This window comes from Maricaulis maris (genome assembly GCF_003634045.1).
Lineage (GTDB): Bacteria > Pseudomonadota > Alphaproteobacteria > Caulobacterales > Maricaulaceae > Maricaulis > Maricaulis maris.
This window is the reverse complement of record NZ_RBIM01000003.1, coordinates 545721-564849: the sequence shown is the minus strand read 5'-3', so window position 1 is coordinate 564849 and position 19129 is coordinate 545721. Positions and strand designations below refer to the sequence as shown.

Below are 19129 nucleotides of genomic sequence, written 5' to 3'. Positions count from 1 at the left end.
CAAAACGTACATAGCTAGGCACCGGCAAGGCACCTCGCACCCCTCAACTGCCCAAACCGCCAGGCGCAAGCGCCGTGGCGCGGGCAGACCTGTCGTTCATTCAAACCACAGGAAAGGAGACCGTCAGTCAGACCGCCTTCCCGCCGGCCGGACCGGGCTTTCCACTCTGGCGCATCCGCGCCGCCGGACGGGCGGGAAGGCGGTGGACGGGGCGTCTAGACACGCCCCGCAATTGACGAGAAATCCGTCCGGTTCATCGCTTGCGGGCCGCTGGAGAAGCCGGCGCCCTTGCCGCCATCTTCCTCGAACAGGGCGGCGAGCTGGTCGGTCATGGCGCCGCCGAGTTGTTCGACATCATTGATGGTCACGGCGCGGCGATACCAGCGGGTGACGTCATGGCCGATGCCGATGGCGAGAAGTTCGACTTCCGAACGGGTCTCGATCATGGCGATGGTTTCGCGCAGATGGCGTTCCAGATAGCCGGCGGAATTGGCCGACTGGGTGCCGTCATCGACCGGGGCGCCGTCCGAGATCACCATCATGATGCGGCGCTGTTCGGGGCGGGCGGCCATGCGCTTCCAGGCCCAGAGCAGGGCCTCGCCATCGATGTTTTCCTTGAGCAGGCCTTCGCGCATCATCAGGCCGAGATTGACGCGGGCGCGGCGCCAGGGCGTATCGGCGGCCTTGTAGATGATGTGGCGCAGATCATTGAGCCGGCCCGGATGCGGCGGCTTGCCTTCGGCCAGCCATTTCTCCTTCGAGCGCCCGCCCTTCCAGGCCTTGGTGGTGAAGCCCAATATCTCGGTCTTTACGCCGCAGCGCTCCAGCGTGCGGGCCAGGATGTCGGCGCAGGCGGCGGCGACCATGATCGGCCGGCCGCGCATGGAGCCGGAATTGTCCAGCACCAGGGTGACGATGGTATCGCGAAACTCGGTATCGCTCTCCTGCTTGTAGGACAGGGGCAGGGTCGGATCGGCGATCACACGGGCGAGGCGGGACCCGTCCAGCACGCCTTCCTCGAGGTCGAATTTCCAGGCCCGTTCCTGCTGCGCCATCAGGCGGCGCTGCAGCCGGTTGGCGAGACGGCCGACGACCTGATCGAGCCCCTTGAGGGTATTGTCGAGATATTTGCGGAGCCGCTCCAGCTCTTCCGTGTCGCACAGGTCGGAGGCCTGGATGACCTCGTCAAATTCGCGGGTGAAGACCTTGTAGGACTTGGCGTCGGGATCATTGGCCGGCTGCCAGTTGGGGCGCATGGCGGTCTGGGCGGCGCCTTCATCATCCATGGCGTCGACGCGGGTGTCGGCGTCGTCTGTGTCGGCATTGATTTCTTCTTCGTCACCCGCCGTGCCGGCGGCATCGGGAGTGTCGGGCTGGTCGCCCTGCTGGTCGTCGCCCTCGGCGTCATCGCCGGTGCGTTCCTCGCGATCGACGCCTTCATCCTCGTCTTCGGGATTTTCCGATTGTTCCGGATCGCCGCCGAGCTCGTCCGACAGGTCGAGATCCTGGATCACCGTGCGCAGCAGGTCGGCGAAGGCTTTCTGGTCGTCGGCATTTTCCGCGAGGGCGTCGAGTGACAGGCTGGCGACGCTTTCCATCTGGTCGCGCCAGAGCGACATCAGCCCGGCGGCCTCGGCGGGGGCCGGACGCCCGCTGATACGTTCGCGGACCAGAAGGGCGAGCGCCTCTTCCATCGGTGCGGCCTGACGGTCCTCGACCCGCATCCAGCCCTTCTGCTTGCAGCGCATGGCGAGGGCGGCATCAAGATTGCCGGCCATGCCGTGCATGTCGCGAGCGCCGAGGCCCTCGACCCGCGCCTGTTCGGCGGCGTGGAAAATCGCCCGCGCCGTGGCGCCGGGTGGCAGGGTGCGGACATGGGCCGCCTCGTCATGATGGGCCAGTCGCAGAGCCAGGGCATCGGCCCGGCCGCGCACCGCTGCCGCCGCTTCCGGCGAGGGCTCACTGCCGGGATTGGGCAGGACCATGCGTCCACCCGACAGGCCGGCGATCTCGCCGCCGAAACGCACGTCGAGATCCCGGTCGCCGGCAATGGCGCGGGTGGTGATGGACAGGGCGCGCTTGAAGGCGTCGGGATCGGCAGGCGGCTGACTCATGGCAGCAAGGGTAATTCATTCACGCCGAATTGCGAGCACCCACGGCCGCAAAAACCACAGCTCGGAACGGCTGGCCCGCTCGGGCGTTTCATATCAATTACAGGCGAGGCAGTGCCAGCCTGGTGTAAGGATGCCGACCCGTTGTCGGCTGGCAGATGACAGGAGTAAGGCTGATGCTGAAAACCGACTATCAAAACGCATTGCTCGACCCGGCCGATGCCTTCGCGACGCCTGACGGTGTCCTGGCGTGCCGCGATCTGAGCCGCGCCCAGAAAATCGAGATCCTGCGCCGTTGGGAACATGACGCAAATGAAGAGGCGGTTGCGGTCGAGGAGGGGATGCCTGGCGGTACGCCGGCGATTGTCCGCCAGGTCTCACTGGCCCTTGAAACGCTGGAGCGTGACGGGGAGGCCGCACCGGCTTCGCCGACCAAGCATGGCGGCTGATACCCGGACGGGTCGGCCTGTTGAAAGACGGCCTTGATCGGGGCGTGGCCGTCAACTTCTCGCTAACCCAATCGTGGAAAACTGGCCGACGGACCCGTATAGGCAAAAATGCCAAGGCGGGTCGGCAAGATGGTGGCGAGTGTCGGCAGGATGACCTTTTCGGTCCATTCCATGGCCGCCGTGAACTCCGCGCTGCAGCATATGAGCATGCTGCAATCGGAAAGTGCCAAAGTGCACGACCGGATCGCGACGGGGCTCAAGGTAGGCAGTGCCAGTGATAATGGCACGGTCTGGGCGATGGCCCAGGTCATGCGCACGGACAATGAGTCCCGTGGCAGCGCCCTCACATCCATCGATCTGGGTACCGGTGTGGTCGAGACCGCGCTGGCAGCCGCTGAGGGCATTTCCGATCTGATGGTGGAAATGCAGTCCAAGCTCGTCGCGGCCACCGACACGACGCTGGACGAGCAGAGCTGGCGCAGCCTGATGACTGACTTTATCGAGCTGGGCAATCAGGCGACCCGTTTGGCCGACAATGCCAGTTTCAACGATCTCAACCTGCTGGGCAGTGGCGGCGAGGATCTCGCGGTGCTGATCGGCGCCAATCCCGGCGACACGCTGACAATTGCGGCGGAAGACCTGACCGATGGTGGCGGAATTTTTGACGCCGGCCTGGCGGCCAACCTGCCGCAAAGCGACAACTCGATTGTCGCGACCCAGCCAACCAGTGCTGATGTGGCGGCGTTCGAAACCTCAATGTCCGATGTCACGTCTGCCGTGTCGCGACTGGGTGTCGGGCTGCGCTCGCTGGAAATCCAGAAGACCCTGCTGGTCAAGCAGATCGATGTGACCAGCGCCGGTATCGGCAATCTCATCGACGCCGATCTCGGTCGCGAAAGCGCGAAGCTGCAGGCACTTCAGGTGCGCGAACAACTCGGCATCCAGGCGCTTGAGATCGCCAACCGCTCGCCGCGGGTGATTTTGAGCTTCTTCCAATAGGCGACCATCCGGGTCGCCGGGTCCGGATCATAACCGGTAGTGCTTGGCGAGAAGGCCGATCAGCTCGTCCAGCTTGGCTTTCTGGTCGCCGGCATCGCCGCTTTCGATCGCGTGGGTGACGCAGTGGCTGGCATGGTCCTTGAGGATTTCACCCTCCACCGCCGCCAATGCCGACTTCACTGCTGACAATTGTGTGAGCACGTCAATGCAATAGCGGTCATCCTCGATCATCCGCGCGATCCCGCGCACCTGTCCTTCCACGCGTTTGAGGCGGTTCAGGCTTTTCTCCCGTGCCGGGGTGAGGGGTGTCTGGACATCTGTCATCCCGCTTGTATACCCCTAGGGGGTATGTTACCGCAAGCGGCATGATGCTTCCACGCCTGCAAATCCTTCCCGTGCTCGTCAGCACGTTTGCTGTGACGGCTTGTATGAGTGTCGATCCGGCCCGCGAACAGGCGGGTGTCATGGACGAGGTCGCGGCGCGCCTCGGAGTGCTGCCTGCGGCCGTCCGTCCGGAGGCCGGTGAAGTGCTCGACGAAACCACCGCAGTCGGTCTGGCCCTGGGCAATAATCACACATTGATGGCCCGGCTCGCCGAAGCGGGGATTGCGCGGGCCGATTGGGCCGAGCGTTCGCGTCCGCTCAATCCGGTGGTCGAGGCTGTCAGCTTGCCCGGACACGGTGACGGCCGGGTCTGGGACGTTGATTTGCGGGCCTCGCTTCTGGGCCTGGCGGCAACACCCTGGCGGGCCGAGGCAGCGCGGCAGCGCTATGAGGGACAGCGGGCTGACACCGTCCTGGCGACAATCGACTTCATCGCCGATACCCGCCGGGCCTGGGTCGCCGCCATTGCAGCGCGCCAACGCCTCGACCTGCAGGAACGCATTCGGGATGCCGCCACGGCCAGCCTGGTCGTGGCTGAGGAAATGCGGGCGGCCGGCAATGCGCCGGTGATTGAGCTGGAACGCGAGCGGGTCTTTGCGCGACAGGCAGAGCTGGACCTTCTCGATGCCCGCCACGCCGCCGTTCAGGCCCGTCTGGCACTCGTTCGGCAATTGGGCGTCGACCTGCCCGAGGACAGCCTGCCAACGCGCTTGCCGACTTTCGATCCGGCCCGCGAGTTGGCACTCGACGCGGCCGAGGCGATGATCGCCAGCCTGCCCTTGCAGGCGGCCGCTTCGCGCGTCGAGGCCAGTGCCGGCGAGGCGGGTCTGGAGAACTGGGCCAGCCTGCTTGAGCACGTTGAAATCGGTGCAGTCTGGGAACGCGAGGAGGCCGAGTGGTCGCGCGGCTGGACGGTGGAATTCGCGCTGCCGGTGTTTGATACGGGGGATGCCCGCCGCACGGCCGCGCGTCTGCGGGCCGGTCAGGCGGTCGACCGGCATGCGGCCCTCGTGCACGAGATCCGCACCGCGATCCGCGCCGCACAGGCGGCCGCCGATCTCGCGGCAAGCCGGATCGACCAGCTCGAAACCGACGCCCTTCCGGCGACCGAACGTTTGATGGATGCGACGATGCGCCAGTATAATGCGATGCAGGTCTCGGTGTTTGATCTGATGGCTGCGGTACAGATGCGCACGCGCACTGGCCAGGCCTATGTCGATGCCCTGATGGATCTGCACGAGGCCCGCATATCCCTGCAGCAAATCCGCGCCGGCGGCTCGCCGGTCATGATCGATGCGGCCGATCCGGGCGGTGCAGCGACTGGCCGGACCGGGGGAGGTCACTGATGCCGATTTCCAGACGCGACGCCCTGCTTGCCGGCGGTGCCGGGGTTGCCGCGGCCGGCCTGGCTGGCGGGTCCGCAACGGCCCAACCCGTCCGTGCCGCCGCCCACAGCGCATCGGTGGCGCATGACCGCGATTATGCACCGGGGCGGCCGGACCGGGATTATACGCCTGTTGTCACACCGGATGGCGCCTCACTGCCCTGGCGACTGGTCGACGGGGTGAAGGTCTTCCACCTCATCCCTGAAGAGGTCGAGCACAGTTTCGCGCCCGGCCTCAACGCGAAAACCTGGGGCTATAATGGCCGCACCCACGGGCCGACCATCGAGGCGGTCGAGGGTGACCGGGTGCGGGTCTATGTCACCAATCGCCTGCCGGCCCCGACGACCGTGCACTGGCATGGCGTCATCCTGCCCTCGGGCATGGACGGGGTGGGCGGTCTCAACCAGCGCGCTATCCTGCCGGGTGAGACCTTCGTCTATGAGTGGACCTTCCGCCAGCACGGCACTTTCATGTACCACTCCCATCATGACGAGATGACCCAGATGGCGCTGGGCATGATGGGGATGATCGTGGTTCATCCGCGCCAGCCGGCCGGGCCACGCCCGGATCGCGACTATGCCATCATGCTGTCGGAATGGGTGCTGCACCCGGGGGCTGAACGGCCCGATCCCAATGCGATGGGCGATTTCAACATCCTGACCATGAATGCGCGCTGCTATCCCGGCACCTCGCCCCTCATCGCCCAGCGCGGCGAGCGGGTTCGGATCCGCTTCGGCAATCTTTCGGCCATGGATCATCACCCGATCCATCTGCACGGCTATGCCTTCACCATCACCGAGACCGATGGCGGCGTGATCCCGGTCTCGGCGCGCCATCCCGACACCACCGTGCTGGTGCCGACCGGGTCGACACGCACGGTCGAATTCATCGCCGACAATCCCGGCGACTGGGCCATGCATTGCCACATGACCCATCACGTCATGAACCAGATGGGCCATGGCATTCCCAATCTCACGGGCGTCAATGCCCGCCGCATCGACCGCGCCGTCGGCGCCCTCCTGCCCACCTATATGACGATGGGTCAGGACGGGATGGGCGAGATGGGCCAGCACATCGAGATGGGCCATATGCCGGTGCCGGACAATTCCCTGCCCATGGTCGGCGCCCGAGGCCCGCGCGACTACATCACCATGGGCGGCATGTTCACCATATTGAAGGTTCGCGACCGCCTGACCGGCGATGGCGATCCGGGCTGGTATGACAATCCCGAGGGCGAGGCCCGCCCGGCCAGCGCCGATGAACTCAGCCGCGATGGCATCGACACGACTGCTTCGAACGCTCCGGCCTCCGCCAACCCGCATCAAGGACATCAGCCATGATCACACTTCTCGCCACCAGCCTCCTGCTTGCCACCGGCAGCGCCGATCACCACGGCCATCATGGCGGTCACGCCATGGCCGATGCCGAAACGACGGCACAATCGGTGGTCTCTGCCGATGTGCGCACGGTCGACACCGACGCCCGCACCACGCTCCTGCGCCATGAAGCCATGCCGGAACTGGGCATGGGCGCCATGGTCATGCCGTTTGCGGTTGATGAGGGCGTCGATATCGAGCTGTTCCAGCCGGGCGCAGCGCTGATGGTCACGGTGACGCGCCGTGACGGCGAATTGTTGGTGATCGCGGCTGAGGTGGATGAGAGCGCGGGTTAGGCCGCGCTCACACTCTTCACCGGCGCTTCCGGCAGGTTCACATCGAACACGCGCTGATACATCTCGGCAATCACTGGGCGTTCCAGCTCGTCGCACTTGTTCAGGAAGGTGAGGCGGAAGGCGGCGCCGAGATCGCCGAAAATCTGGTGGTTTTCGGCCCAGGTGAGCACGGTGCGCGGGCTCATCACGGTTGAGATATCGCCATTGATGAAGGCTTCGCGGGTGAGATCGGCGACCTTGACCATGTCGGCGACCTGTTTGCGGCCCTCTTCCGACCCGGCCAGCGATTTCATCTTGGCCAGCACGATGGCGTTTTCGGTTTCGCGCGGCAGATAGTTCAGCGTGGCGACGATGGACCAGCGGTCCATCTGGCCCTGATTGATCTGCTGCGTGCCGTGATAAAGGCCCGTCGTATCGCCCAGGCCGATCGTGTTGGTGGTCGAGAACAGGCGGAAATAGGGGTGCGGCCGGATCACCTTGGTCTGGTCCAGCAGGGTCAGCGAGCCGGCGGCTTCCAGCACGCGCTGGATCACGAACATCACGTCCGGGCGGCCGGCGTCGTATTCATCAAACAGGAGGGCGACCGGGCGTTGCAGGGCCCAGGGCAGGATGCCTTCCTGGAATTCGGTGATCTGCTTGCCGTCCTTCAACACGATGGCGTCCTTGCCGACCATGTCGATACGGCTGACATGACTGTCCAGATTGACCCGGACCATTGGCCAGTTGAGGCGCGCCGCGACCTGCTCGACATGGGTCGACTTGCCGGTGCCGTGATAGCCCTGGATCATCACCCGGCGGTTATAGGCAAAGCCGGCCAGGATGGCGCGTGTGGTGGCCGGGTCGAACACATAGTCCGGATCGAGAATCGGGGTGTGCTCGTCTGGCGTCGAGAACATGGCGACGTCAAAGCCGGGGTCGAAGCCGAACAGCTCCTTGCAATCGGCTTTGGCATCAGGCGCGGAAAGGGGGAAACTATCGCTCATCGAACCGGTCTTTATGGCTGGGCGCACGCGTCATTTGCTGCGGTGCGTATAAACGGACGCTACCGGGGTATCGCACGCCTGCCGACGCATCAAGTCAATGGCGGTGACTGTATGCGGCTCAGATCAGGCGGCGGCCGCGTGTGGTGAAGTGGGCCAGGGTGATGGCGAGCATTTCGATGAGGATCACAATCAGGCCGAACTGTCCGGAATAATACTGGCCGTCCGTGATTTTCAGCCAGACCACGAGGTGGATGAGGCAGGCAAGGCCGAGTGCCAGGATTGCGGCACGGCGATTGAGCACCAGACACACCAGGCCCGCCAGCCAGCAAACGCTCATTGCGGCAAAGCCGATGATTTCGATCGGGTCTGAACGCAGGATTGCGGTGCCGATATCGAGATCGCCAAGCTTGGGGTGCCAGAGGCCGGAAAAACTGCCGATGATCATTGCCGACCACAGGCCCATATACAGCATGGGAAGACATGCCAGCCCGAGCGTTGCAATCCTGACCGGAAGTGGAATGCCCGGATTGTCCGACATGAAATGCCCCAAAATTATTTGCCCGGCCACAGGATCGACCCGGAAGGCAAACAAAGCGTTAGCTCAGCCGCGTCATGCCATGCCGGCGCTTTTGAGGATCTGGTAGGAGGCGATGACGCGGCCCAGCTGTTCCTCGCTCGAGCGATCACCGCCATTGGCGTCCGGGTGGAATTGTTTGACCAGCTCGGCATAGCGCTTGCGCACGGTCGCCGGATCGACATCCGGATCGAGCGACATGGTCTCCAGCGCCTTGGTCTGCAGCCGGCCCATGGATTTTTCGCGCGGCGCTTCCTTGTGCGGGTCCTTGCGGTCGCCGAACATGCCATAGGGATCGTTGAAACCGTCGGCAAAATCGCGGCTGGCCTTGGCGGCCTTGGCCGAGGCGGAATGGGTGTTCTTCCATCCCCAGGTCGGACGGTGGCCATAGGCGGCACTTTCGCGGAAGGACTGGGCGGCATTCTCGCTCATGCCCTCGAAGAAATTCCACGACTTGTTGTATTCCGAGGCGTGGCTCTGGCAGAACCAGTAGAAGTCATTGAGCCGGTCATTCGCTTTCGGTGCGCGGCTGTCGCCATGCTTCTTGCAGCCCGGCCATTCGCAGACACGCTCTTCCGGCGCCGGCTGGTCCTTGGGCGGCTTGATGCGGATATCTTTGAACCGCGGTTTGTAATTGTAGGCTTCGGACATGATCCCCGATTATGGTCATGCGTCTGTAAAGCGGCAATGAAGCCGATGAACAAAGAGGTGTGAAAATGGAAAATCTTGCCGCCAGGATAGAGGCCAAGCTGCAAAAAGTCTTCACGCCGAGCGCATTGACGGTGACCGATGACAGTCATCTCCATGCCGGTCATGCCGGCGCCCGTCCGGGTGGCGAGAGTCATTTTACCGTCGACATCACCGCCAGCCGCTTTGACGGCCTGACACGCGTGGCCAGGCACCGACTGGTCAATGAGGCATTGGCTGACGAACTGGCCGGTCCGGTGCATGCCCTGGTGATCCGCGCGAAGGCGGCGGTCGAATAAGTCGCAGGTATCGTGCCTCGCGCTTCACATGCAAGGTACGTCGCGGCCATCGGGGACAGCATCATGCTCAGACTCAACACAATCATGCGGCGCCTGCTGCCGCTGACGCTCGCGGCTGGTACCGCGGCCTGCTCGACAAGTTTCGAAACCCCCACAACCCTGTCGTCGAGCGCGCATCTTGTGGCCGGCGAACGGCGCCTGCTGGCTGTCGAGGAGTTTGCCGATCCGGCAGCCCTGGCGCAATTGGCCACGCTATATCTGCCGCCAGTCGTCATGGCGCCGGCGGCCGATATCGACCCGGATATTTCTCCGGCCCGGCTCGACGATGTCCGCCTGCAACTCTCCCGCGATCTCTGTCAACGCTTGGCCCGGGCCGGTTTTTCCGTCGAGCCGGTCCGGCACCAACCGGGGACCGCACCGGTTCAGCGTGGTGATGTCATCGCTGCGGTCACCGGCATCCGCCGCAATAATGTCGCCACTACCGGCATGTCGCGACTGATCGGCGTTGCCGTTCCCGGGCCCTTCAACCCGCGTGTCCCGCTCGGGATTGGTGCGCTGGGTGTGGAGGCGGAGATACTCGATGCGGACGGACGCCAGATCGCCGCCATCCGCTGGGCATCGCAAAACCATCTCGCATCCGGCGGTGGTGTGACCACAATTCTCGACGGGGCGGATGCCTTCACCGATCTGGCGGATGTCATGGACTTGTCGAGTGTGTTCGCTGATGCGCTGGGCGATCTGGTGGAAGAGGCGCGGGCCGGAGCGGACACTGCAGAGCGGGGCGAAACACCGCGCGGAACCTGTAATGCTTATGAGGCGCTGATCGCTGACGCCGTGTCGCCTGAACGCTAGGTCACGGAAGCCTAGCTGCTCGCCACCACATCATCGGGACTCACAGAAACCCGCAGCCGGGTGATCTGGTTGCGCCGCCGCTCGACGACTTCGAAACGGGCGCCGTGGAAGCCGAAGACCTGGCCTCGCTCCGGGATGGTTTGCGCCTCATGGATCACCAGGCCGGCAATGGTGACGGCTTCCTCGTCGGGCAATTCCCAGTCCAGCGCCCGGTTGAGATCGCGGATCGGCAGGGTGCCGTCGACCAGCCAGACACCGTCGCCATCAGGCTGGATGCCTTCCACCGTGACATCGTGCTCGTCCTCGATGGCGCCGACGATTTCTTCGAGAATGTCTTCCAGCGTCACCAGACCCATCAGGGCGCCATACTCGTCGACGACGAGGGCGAAATGCTCACGCTTTTCGCGGAAGGCGTTGAGCTGATCGAGGACTTCGGTGGTCTCAGGCACGAACCAAGGTTCGCGGCGCAGCGCGTCGATATCGATCACAGAGGCATTGCCGTCGGCCTCATGCAGGGCGCGGGCAATGTCGCGGACATGCAGGATGCCGACGATGTTCTCGGTGTCGCCCTTGTAGATCGGCAGGCGGGTGTGGGGTGAGTGCAGGGCCTCGGTGACGATGGCCTCGGACGGTTTGTCGGCATCGATCATCAGGATGGACTTGCGGTGCACCATGATGTCGTCGACCGTGAGATCGCGCAGGTCGAGCACGCCACCCAGCATGTCGCGGTCGTCCTTGACGACGCCGCCTTCTTCATGGTGCAGGGCGATCGCGCCGCGCAGTTCGTCATGCGAAGACAGGACCGGCCCGTCGACATTGGCGCCGAACATCCGCAGCACATTGCGCACCACGAATTGCACCGCACCGACCACCGGGGCAAAGACGCGGACCACGATCAGGATCGGCCGGGAAACGACCAGCGCGAAGCGTTCCGGGTTCGACAGGGCATAGGTCTTCGGCATGACCTCGGCAAAGACGAGAACGAGAATGGTCATGACCAGCGTCGCCCAGACGACGCTGTTGCCGCCGAGCATGGTCTCGAACAACTGGCCAGCGATCATTGATGCCAGGATATTGACCAGATTGTTGCCGAGCAGGATGGCGCCCAGCAGGCTCTCACCGTCGGAGATCAGGATGTTGACGCGCGCGGCGGCCGGATTTTTCTCGCGCTCGAGCTGCAGCATTCGGGCCCGCGACGTCGCGGTGAGCGAGGTCTCCGATCCGGAGAAAAAGGCAGACAGCAACAAAAGACCCAAAATCGTCAGGGCCGGTCCGATTATTGTCCAGTCGAGGCTCATGAGAGCTGGGTCTCCATAAAGGCGAGAAGGTCGGCTTCATCGGCGGCGGCGTCAATGAAGGCGGCGCCGATGCCGCGCGTGAGAATGAGCGTGATCCGGCCATCCCTGTTCTTCTTGTCGTCTCGCATGCGGGCAACAAGGCTGGCGGCGTTCCAGTCGGTATGGGCCAGTTCATTGGGCGTCGCGGGCAGGCCGACTGCGCGCAGATGGGCCGTGACGCGGGCAGCGTCTGTTGCGCTGCAATCGCCGCGCTGGGCGGAATAGGCAAAGGCAAGCGCGATCCCGGCGGCAACGGCTTCGCCGTGGCGGATGACATCCTTTGGGGCATCCGCTTCGAAGGCGTGGCCGAATGTGTGGCCAAGATTGAGCAGGGCCCGCACCCCGCCCTCGCGCTCATCCTCGGCGACGATGCGGGCCTTGAAGGCGATGGCCGCGGCCACGGCGGTGTCCAGTTCCCGACCGTCGAGCACACCGGCGCCGGCGGCTTCGAGGCGATCAAACATCGCGGCGTCACCGATCAGGGCTGCCTTGACGATTTCGGCATAGCCGGCCCGGCGCTCACGATCGGGAAGGGTGGCCAACAAGTCGCGGTCCGCGATCACCAGTCGCGGCTGATGGAAGGCGCCGGCGAAATTCTTGCCGTGGGTGGTGTTGATCCCGGTCTTGCCGCCGACCGAGCTGTCGACCTGGGCCAGCAAGGTGGTCGGGATCTGGATGAAGTCGACGCCGCGCTTGGTCACGGCGGCGGCAAAGCCGGTGAGATCGCCGATCACACCGCCACCCAAGGCGATGACCGCCTCGGAGCGCTCGACATTGCGATCCAGAAGCGCATCGACGACACCGGCCAGACCGGTCCAGCTTTTCGAGGTTTCGCCCGGCTCGACAATGACCGGGTCAACGCGCAGCCCCTGCGCGGCAAGGGTATCGCTGACGGCTTCCAGATGCAGGGCCGCGACATGCCGGTCGGTAACAAGAATGGCGCGGCCACGCGGGAAGTGCGGGACCAGCTCCGGACCCGCCGCTGCCAGCGCGCCGGCGCCGACCAGCACGTCATAGGCGCGCTCGCCGAGCCCGACATTGACCCGCAAAACCTCACTCAAGCCTCGGCCTCCCGCAGGTCCAATGCCCGCAAAATCGCGTCGAGCGTGATCTGGTGCGAGCCACCGGACGCATCGACATGGATATCAGCCTCTGCATACGCGGCCTCGCGCTTGTTGAGCAAGGCACGCAGCACGCTTTCCGGGTCTTCATCGCGCAGCAGCGGGCGGGTGTCGCGGCGAGTGACGCGTTTGACCAGGGTCTCGACATCGGCCTTCAACCAGATCGAGGTTGCCTTCGCCTTGACCCGGGCCCGGGTCTCCTCATCGACAAAGGCGCCGCCGCCCAGCGCCAGCACCATTGGCGGCTCATCAAGCAGGCGGGCGATAACCTTGCGCTCGCCTTCGCGAAAGGCGGCCTCGCCGAAATCCTCGAATATCTCAGCCACGCTGCGACCGGCGGCCTGTTCGACCGCCTCGTCGGCATCGTGGAAATCCAGTTTCAGCGCATGCGCGAGGCGACGGCCGACCGTAGTCTTGCCGACGCCCATCAGGCCGATCAGGACGAGTGTTTTGGGCGGTTTGTGAACGCGCGACATGCTAGCGGTATAAACGGTCTGGAAATCGCCGCAATCAGGGTTAGGCTCGTCACCTGTACGGCCCGCAGTGCGACGGCGGGTTTTCAAGGGGTCTGAGGAGTCGGTTTCATGCGTGGTTTTCTGGTGGGTGTGGTGGTTGTCGCCGGTCTTGTCGCGATCGGATTTGGCACGCTGGTCCTGATTGCCAATGGCCTGGAGCCGACCCGGGAGAATGTGCGTGTCGAGCTGGAAGATGATTTCCCGCGCTAGCCTGCTGGCAGCGCTTCTGGGCGGTACAGCCGCAGCCCAAAATCCGATCGAGGTCGAGCGTCTTGATGCGCTCGATCCGCTTGAGGTGTCGCTGACCAATCGCGGTTTGGGCGATCGTTTGTGGGCCGGGACCAGCCGCGACATGGCCGAGGCCGTGCTGTCGCGCCTGCCGGCCTCGGACGGGCCTGGTTATGCGAGCGAGGCGTTGGCCGATACGGCGCGCCTGATCCTGCTCACCGGTGGACAGCCGCCGGCGGGTGGCCGCGGCGATGCCCGCTTGGCCGAGTTGCGGGTTGACCGCTTGCTGGCTGCCGGTGGCGTCCATGACGCGTTTGACCTGCTGGAACGCACGCCGACCGTCAATCGGCGTCCGGAGCTTGCCCGCTGGCATGCCGAGCTTGGTTTCGCCGTTGGCGAACCCGAGCGCGCCTGCCAGACCGCCAACGCCCTGATCGAAAACCGCGATGCGCCGGAATGGCTGCGTCGCCGCGCATTCTGCCTGGCCTTGGACGGGCAGGGCGCTGCAGCCGAGCTGACCGCCGAACTCGCGCGCTCGGGCTCGGACGATGATGATTTCGATGCGCGCCTGTTTTCAATCACGCTGGATACGCCGGTCGCTGACAGTGTCGCACCGGCTGATAGCGGCCTGGACTTCGCGATGGCGCGCTATCTGGTAGACCCGGAAGCCGACACGCCGGCCATCGCCGCGACGGCGCCGGGCTGGCTGCGTTCGCTCGGCCACACGCCGGATTTTGAACCGGTGCCGGTCGGCGATGTCAAGGCAGCTCTTGAGGCCGCTTTGGCGCTGACCGGGCGCGAACGTCACCACGCGCTGGAAGAAATCCTGGCACAGGGGGGTGATCGCGAGATCGCCGGTCTGGCGCTCGGACACATGCTGGCCGATACGTCCGATGCTGCGCGTTTCATCCATGTCGCCCGTCATCATGGCCGTGAAGTCGACACCCTGCCGCTGACCGAGGCGACGCTTGCCCATGGCTATGACATCGCCCTGGCGGCGGTGATCGTCGGCGACCTGCGCGCGGCGGCGCGCTGGCGCGATGGTCTGGTCGACGGTCCGCCGCACCGGCCCAGCCCTGCGGCACTCGCCGGCCAGCCGATTGTCGAAACCGCAGACGGGCAACTGATTTACGCCGACGGCACGCCAGTCGATGCCGAGATGCCGGAATGGGTGCCGCCGTCACCGCGCCGCATGGTGACTCTCGATCTCGCTCTGGCCGTGGCGCGCGACGCCCTGTCCGGCGGCAATATTGATGCCGTCCTGGCGGCCTGGATCGAGAGCCAGGGTGATGATGCCCTGGATGTGCAGCTGGCTCTCGCCGAGCTGGGTGCCCGCCTGCCCGGGGATATGCGCCTGACAGTGCTCGGCCAGGCCGGCATCGCGACGGTGACGGAATGGTCGTCCATGGAGATGGCGATGCGGGCCAGCGCCAACGCCGAGACCGCCATGCTCGCCATCACCTTGCTCAACCGGCCCGAAACCGCCACCGACCCGGTCGTGTTCAGTCGTGCCATCGCTGCGCTTGAAGCAGCAGGCCTGCGCCGACAGGCTTTGGCGCTGGTGCTGGAACGCATTGTCGCGAGGGCGCGGTGAGCCCAGCCGATCCGGGTGGCCGCAATGGCAATGGCGCCCTGATCGCGCTGTTTCTCGACATGATGGCCGCCGAGCGCGGGGCTTCGGTCAACACGCTCGACGCCTATCGCCGTGATCTGCTGGACGTTGCCAGTCGCCTCGGCGCTGGTGGTCGCCGTCTGGAAAATGCCGCCACGCCGGATCTCGAATCCGTTCTGGCCGGTTTCGCCGCCGATGGTCTGGCCGCGTCGACCGCGGCGCGGCGCCTGTCCGCGATCAAGCGCTTCTACCGCTTCCTGCTGTCGGACGGGGTTCGCGACGACAATCCGGCGACACCGTTGCGGGCGCCCAAACAGGGACGGTCCCTGCCGAAAATCCTGTCGGAAGCCGATGTCGACGCCCTGTTTGATGCCGCCGCTGGCCTGCCCGGTGCCAACGGGGTCCGCACGCGCGCGCTCATGGAGCTGCTCTATGCCGGCGGACTGCGCGTCACCGAACTTGTCTCCTTGCCGCTGGGAGCGTTTGTGCGTGCCGAGCGCTGTATCCAGATCACCGGCAAGGGCGGGCGCGAACGCCTGGTGCCGCTGACCGAAACTGCGCTCGACGCGGTGGCTGCGTACAAGGCCGTCCGCGAGGCTCATTTGCCGGTCGACAAGGGCAAGGCCGGCAAGGCCTCTCGCTTCCTGTTTCCGTCGCGGACCGCCAAGGGCGGGCACCTCACTCGCGAACGCTTCGCGCAGGTGCTCGGCGAGCTGACCCTGGCGGCGGGTCTGGATCCGGACAAGGTCTCGCCGCACGTCCTGCGGCACGCTTTTGCCACTCATCTTCTGGCGCGGGGCGCCGATCTGCGTAGCGTGCAGATGCTGCTGGGGCATGCCGATGTCTCGACCACGCAGATCTATACGCATGTACTTGACGAAAGACTGAAATCCCTCGTCCAGTCGGCGCACCCGCTGGCGCGGCGTGCCGATGACGGCGACGCCGGTTGACGTATGCGTAAGCACGGCTTTTGAGGCTTGTAGCGCCGGGACCGGGTGGTTAGGTTGCCCCCCACTTTGTGATCACAGGCGTTGGCAGGGCATGTCCGACCCCACACGTACCTATCTCGATTTCGAACGGCCGCTGGCCGAATTGGAAGCCAAGATCGAAGAGCTCGAATCCCTCGCGGGTGAAGACTCTCCGGACATGGCGGAAGAAACCGCGCGTCTGCGCCAGAAGGCGGCTGAACAGCTCGCTGCGATCTATTCCAAGCTCGACCCCTGGCGCAAGACGCTGGTCGCCCGTCATCCGGAACGGCCGCATTTCCGCGATTACCGCAAGGCGTTGATCGAGGATTTCGAGGAATTGTGCGGCGATCGCCGTTTCTCCGAAGACGCGGCCATTGTGGGTGGTCTCGGCCGTTTCCGCGGGCGCTCCGTGGTCGTGATCGGCCATGAGAAGGGCCACGACACCGAAACCCGCATCAAGCATAATTTCGGCATGGCGCGCCCGGAAGGCTATCGCAAGGCGATCCGCCTGATGGACCTGGCCGAGAAATTCGACCTGCCGGTTCTCACTTTCGTCGACACCGCCGGCGCCTATCCCGGCCTTGGCGCGGAAGAACGCGGCCAGTCCGAAGCGATTGCCCGCTCGACCGAGCGTTGCCTGACCCTGGGCACCCCGCTGATTTCCACCATCACCGGCGAAGGCGGCTCCGGCGGCGCCGTGGCCCTGGCCAGCGCCAATGTCGTGATGATGCTGGAGCACTCGATCTATTCGGTGATCTCGCCGGAAGGCTGCGCCTCGATCCTGTGGAAGGATTCGGCGCGCGCCAAGGATGCGGCCGTCGCCATGAAAGTGACCGCGCCGGACCTGCTGGCGATGAAAATTGTTGACCAGGTCATCCCCGAGCCGATCGGCGGTGCGCACCGTCATGCGGCCGCGACCATGACGTCGGTCGGCAATGCGATCGAAAAACATCTCGGCCAGCTCGAGCAGATGGACGCCAAAGCCCTGCGCCAGCAACGCCGTGAACGCTTCCTCGCCATTGGCCGGACCCTCCCGGGGGCTTAGGCCCGCCATCCCGTCCGTCGTGATGTTACAGCTCCGTCTCGGCGCTGCTAACCCGCGTGCCCGGCGGCGGGGATGTCTGACTCAGCCAGAGACTGACGAGCACGACCAGCATGCCGCCAATCTGTGTGGCTGACAGGCTTTGGCCCAGCACCGCCCAGCCAAGACATGCCGCGGTCATCGGGCTGAGGAAGCCGAGCAGGGTGGCCCGGGCCGGGCCGATCAGGGCGAGGCCTCGAAACCAGACCCAATAGGTCAGGGCGGCGCCGGGAAGGGCGAGCCATGCCAGTCCGCCCAGCGTCAGCGCATTGATCGGTGGAAGCCCGCCTTCGGCCAGCAGAGCAAGCGGAACCAGCAGGACACCACCCGCCGTCAACTGCCAGGCCGTCAGCGTCAGCGGCGAGACCGGGAATTGCCACCGCCGCGTGAGCACGCTGCCGGCCGCCATGGCCGCCGCGCCGCCCAGTCCGGCGAGCACGCCGACCGCGTCGATCCGGGCCTGACTGGTGAGGACCAGAAGGGCAACACCGGTGAGGCCCATCAGGCCGGCAATGACCTGGCGAGAGCGGATCCGGTCGGACAATGCGAGGCGTGCAAGGGCGATGACGAACAGCGGCTGGATGGCGCCGACCGTCGCGGCGATGCCGCCGGGCAAGCGGTAGGCCGCGATGTTGAGCAGGCTCCAGAAGACCGTGAAGTTGAGGGCGCCGAGAATGACGAGCTTGAGCATCCATCCGGCACGGGGAAGCCGGCGCACGAACAGCAGGAGCAGCAGGCCGGCCGGCAGCGCGCGCAGCGCCGCAATGCCCAGCGCATGATCCGGCGGCAGGCTCAGCGTGATGGCCAGGTAGGAACAGCCCCAGATCGCCGGGGCGAGCGCGGTCAGTGCGATATCCGGTAGACGCGGCATGATCATCACTCCACCGGCAGGGCGATCGGCCGCATGGGCGCCGCGTCGGCGCCCCGCAGGCGCAGCGAAGCCGCAATGAAGGCGAACTCGTACACGCCGTCGTGGGCCAGGCCTTCAAGATTGACCACTTCCAGGATCGGGATGCCGGACTGGGCCAGCAGGAAGGTGTGGACGGGCACGTAATTGCCCTCGATCTCGGACGGGAAGGCCTCGAAGCTGAGATTGTCGGCGCCAACCACCATCGCGCCGGCATCGGCGAGGTAGCGAGCGGCGTCCATGCCGAGCCCCGGTGCGTTGTTCATGTAGGTCTCTGCATCCTCGAAATCCTGCATCCAGCCAGTGCGGATCAGGACGACATCGCCGGTGCGAACGGCCAAACCTGTGTCGTCCAGGGCCGCTGCGATATCAGTGGCGGTCACGCGATAGCCCGGTTCCAGCCTGTCGATGTTGAACAGGGCCGGGAGGTCTACCAGCAGGCCGCGCGCAATGATCGCCGGCAAGGCGCCGGCGTCGGCCCGCTGCCAGCCGCGATCGCCAAGGTGCTCGTCGGCGGTGAAACCGTTCCAGATCCGACCATCAATACCGAAATGGCTGAGTGCATCGATGTGGGTGCCTGTATGCGTGTAGAGGCTGACCGCCGAACCGGAATAGCTGACATGCGCGTTGACGCCGTCCCCGACGCCGAGCGGATCGTCGATCGCGGTGCCGCGCGGTGTGTGGGTCATCCAGAGCCGGTAATGCGGGTCACCGGCGGCCTGCCAGCTGGGCATGCCGATGAAATATTCGACCGCCAGATCATAGCTTGTGCCGCCTGTTATCCGGCCAAGGATGGCCGCACGGCTGGCATCGGTCATGTCATTGAGGCGGCCGATCTCGTCATCGGCGCCCCAAGGGCTGTGGCCAACCTGCTGGGCTTGCCCGACAGATGTTGCCACAAGAGCAAGCAAGGCGGGGATGGCGACGCGATCGAGGTGCAGGAAGCGGGGCATGTCTCTCTCCAA

21 protein-coding genes are annotated in these 19129 nt (G+C 65.1%); 11 read left to right on the top strand and 10 right to left on the bottom strand.

Annotated features, from left to right (window positions below):
• Nucleotides 1-215: 215 nt before the first annotated feature.
• The gene (cobT, locus tag C7435_RS08640; RefSeq protein ID WP_121210874.1) at nucleotides 216-2114 is read right to left on the bottom strand and encodes a cobaltochelatase subunit CobT; all 1899 of its coding nucleotides are present in this window, start codon (nucleotides 2112-2114) and stop codon (nucleotides 216-218) included.
• A gap of 173 nt (nucleotides 2115-2287) precedes the next feature.
• Here cobT and C7435_RS08635 point away from each other — a divergent pair, with 173 nt between their 5' ends.
• Both C7435_RS08635 and C7435_RS08630 read left to right on the top strand, forming a co-directional pair.
• Nucleotides 2288-2560, top strand: a complete 273-nt coding sequence (locus tag C7435_RS08635) for a hypothetical protein (protein ID WP_075189413.1) — start codon at nucleotides 2288-2290, stop codon at nucleotides 2558-2560.
• A 171-nt stretch (nucleotides 2561-2731) separates the two neighbouring features.
• On the top strand, nucleotides 2732-3559 hold the full coding sequence (locus tag C7435_RS08630) for a flagellin (RefSeq protein WP_170150405.1): 828 nt from the start codon (nucleotides 2732-2734) through the stop codon (nucleotides 3557-3559).
• Between the two features lie 27 nt (nucleotides 3560-3586).
• Here the strand turns inward: C7435_RS08630 and C7435_RS08625 are convergent, their stop codons facing one another.
• Nucleotides 3587-3883 (bottom strand): metal-sensitive transcriptional regulator, encoded by a 297-nt coding sequence (locus C7435_RS08625; protein ID WP_121210870.1) that lies wholly within the window; start codon nucleotides 3881-3883, stop codon nucleotides 3587-3589.
• A 41-nt stretch (nucleotides 3884-3924) separates the two neighbouring features.
• On the opposite strand from C7435_RS08625, the gene C7435_RS08620 reads away from it, so the two are divergent.
• From C7435_RS08620 to C7435_RS08610, 3 genes are read left to right on the top strand one after another with little or no spacing between them, the layout of a single operon-like run.
• A complete protein-coding gene (locus C7435_RS08620) occupies nucleotides 3925-5289 on the top strand; it encodes a TolC family protein (protein ID WP_121210869.1) in 1365 nt (454 codons plus the stop codon).
• Entirely contained in the window at nucleotides 5289-6668 is a 1380-nt protein-coding gene (locus C7435_RS08615) for a multicopper oxidase family protein (RefSeq protein ID WP_121210867.1), read from the top strand. Before C7435_RS08620 ends, C7435_RS08615 begins: the two co-directional genes overlap by 1 nt.
• Nucleotides 6665-7000, top strand: coding sequence for a copper-binding protein (locus C7435_RS08610; RefSeq protein ID WP_075189408.1), 336 nt, complete (start codon nucleotides 6665-6667; stop codon nucleotides 6998-7000). Before C7435_RS08615 ends, C7435_RS08610 begins: the two co-directional genes overlap by 4 nt.
• Here C7435_RS08610 and cobS read toward each other — a convergent pair.
• The 3 genes from cobS to C7435_RS08595 form a co-directional block, all read right to left on the bottom strand.
• Nucleotides 6997-7983, bottom strand: a complete 987-nt coding sequence (gene cobS, locus C7435_RS08605; RefSeq protein ID WP_075189407.1) for a cobaltochelatase subunit CobS — start codon at nucleotides 7981-7983, stop codon at nucleotides 6997-6999. The genes C7435_RS08610 and cobS overlap by 4 nt on opposite strands.
• A 118-nt stretch (nucleotides 7984-8101) precedes the next feature.
• Nucleotides 8102-8521: a hypothetical protein gene (locus tag C7435_RS08600; RefSeq protein ID WP_147422661.1), complete on the bottom strand. Its 420-nt coding sequence runs from the start codon at nucleotides 8519-8521 to the stop codon at nucleotides 8102-8104.
• A gap of 72 nt (nucleotides 8522-8593) precedes the next feature.
• The gene (locus C7435_RS08595; RefSeq protein WP_075189405.1) at nucleotides 8594-9208 is read right to left on the bottom strand and encodes a J domain-containing protein; all 615 of its coding nucleotides are present in this window, start codon (nucleotides 9206-9208) and stop codon (nucleotides 8594-8596) included.
• A 65-nt stretch (nucleotides 9209-9273) separates the two neighbouring features.
• On the opposite strand from C7435_RS08595, the gene C7435_RS08590 reads away from it, so the two are divergent.
• Both C7435_RS08590 and C7435_RS08585 read left to right on the top strand, forming a co-directional pair.
• Nucleotides 9274-9543, top strand: a complete 270-nt coding sequence (locus tag C7435_RS08590; protein WP_121210863.1) for a BolA family protein — start codon at nucleotides 9274-9276, stop codon at nucleotides 9541-9543.
• A 63-nt stretch (nucleotides 9544-9606) separates the two neighbouring features.
• Complete coding sequence (locus C7435_RS08585) at nucleotides 9607-10395, top strand: DUF3313 family protein (protein WP_121210861.1); 789 nt, start codon at nucleotides 9607-9609, stop codon at nucleotides 10393-10395.
• 11 nt (nucleotides 10396-10406) lie between these two features.
• On the opposite strand, the gene C7435_RS08580 is transcribed toward C7435_RS08585, so the two are convergent.
• Genes C7435_RS08580 through C7435_RS08570 form a run of 3 tightly spaced genes read right to left on the bottom strand, consistent with a single transcriptional unit; the run spans nucleotide 10407 to nucleotide 13329 of the window.
• Nucleotides 10407-11693, bottom strand: a complete 1287-nt coding sequence (locus C7435_RS08580) for an HlyC/CorC family transporter (protein WP_121210859.1) — start codon at nucleotides 11691-11693, stop codon at nucleotides 10407-10409.
• Nucleotides 11690-12793, bottom strand: a complete 1104-nt coding sequence (aroB, locus tag C7435_RS08575; protein WP_121210857.1) for a 3-dehydroquinate synthase — start codon at nucleotides 12791-12793, stop codon at nucleotides 11690-11692. The genes C7435_RS08580 and aroB overlap by 4 nt, the downstream gene beginning before the upstream one ends.
• Complete coding sequence (locus C7435_RS08570; RefSeq protein ID WP_075189400.1) at nucleotides 12790-13329, bottom strand: shikimate kinase; 540 nt, start codon at nucleotides 13327-13329, stop codon at nucleotides 12790-12792. The genes aroB and C7435_RS08570 overlap by 4 nt, the downstream gene beginning before the upstream one ends.
• A gap of 108 nt (nucleotides 13330-13437) precedes the next feature.
• On the opposite strand from C7435_RS08570, the gene C7435_RS17145 reads away from it, so the two are divergent.
• From C7435_RS17145 to C7435_RS08555, 4 genes are all read left to right on the top strand, one after another.
• Nucleotides 13438-13578, top strand: coding sequence for a hypothetical protein (locus tag C7435_RS17145; protein ID WP_170150404.1), 141 nt, complete (start codon nucleotides 13438-13440; stop codon nucleotides 13576-13578).
• Nucleotides 13547-15190: a hypothetical protein gene (locus C7435_RS08565; protein ID WP_170150403.1), complete on the top strand. Its 1644-nt coding sequence runs from the start codon at nucleotides 13547-13549 to the stop codon at nucleotides 15188-15190. The genes C7435_RS17145 and C7435_RS08565 overlap by 32 nt, the downstream gene beginning before the upstream one ends.
• On the top strand, nucleotides 15187-16158 hold the full coding sequence (locus tag C7435_RS08560; protein WP_233350719.1) for a site-specific tyrosine recombinase XerD: 972 nt from the start codon (nucleotides 15187-15189) through the stop codon (nucleotides 16156-16158). Before C7435_RS08565 ends, C7435_RS08560 begins: the two co-directional genes overlap by 4 nt.
• A gap of 91 nt (nucleotides 16159-16249) precedes the next feature.
• A complete protein-coding gene (locus C7435_RS08555) occupies nucleotides 16250-17221 on the top strand; it encodes an acetyl-CoA carboxylase carboxyltransferase subunit alpha (RefSeq protein ID WP_121210854.1) in 972 nt (323 codons plus the stop codon).
• 25 nt (nucleotides 17222-17246) lie between these two features.
• Here C7435_RS08555 and C7435_RS08550 read toward each other — a convergent pair whose 3' ends face one another.
• Both C7435_RS08550 and C7435_RS08545 read right to left on the bottom strand, forming a co-directional pair.
• A complete protein-coding gene (locus tag C7435_RS08550) occupies nucleotides 17247-18128 on the bottom strand; it encodes an EamA family transporter (protein WP_121210919.1) in 882 nt (293 codons plus the stop codon).
• A 5-nt stretch (nucleotides 18129-18133) separates the two neighbouring features.
• The gene (locus C7435_RS08545; RefSeq protein ID WP_121210852.1) at nucleotides 18134-19117 is read right to left on the bottom strand and encodes a cyclase family protein; all 984 of its coding nucleotides are present in this window, start codon (nucleotides 19115-19117) and stop codon (nucleotides 18134-18136) included.
• Nucleotides 19118-19129: the final 12 nt, after the last annotated feature.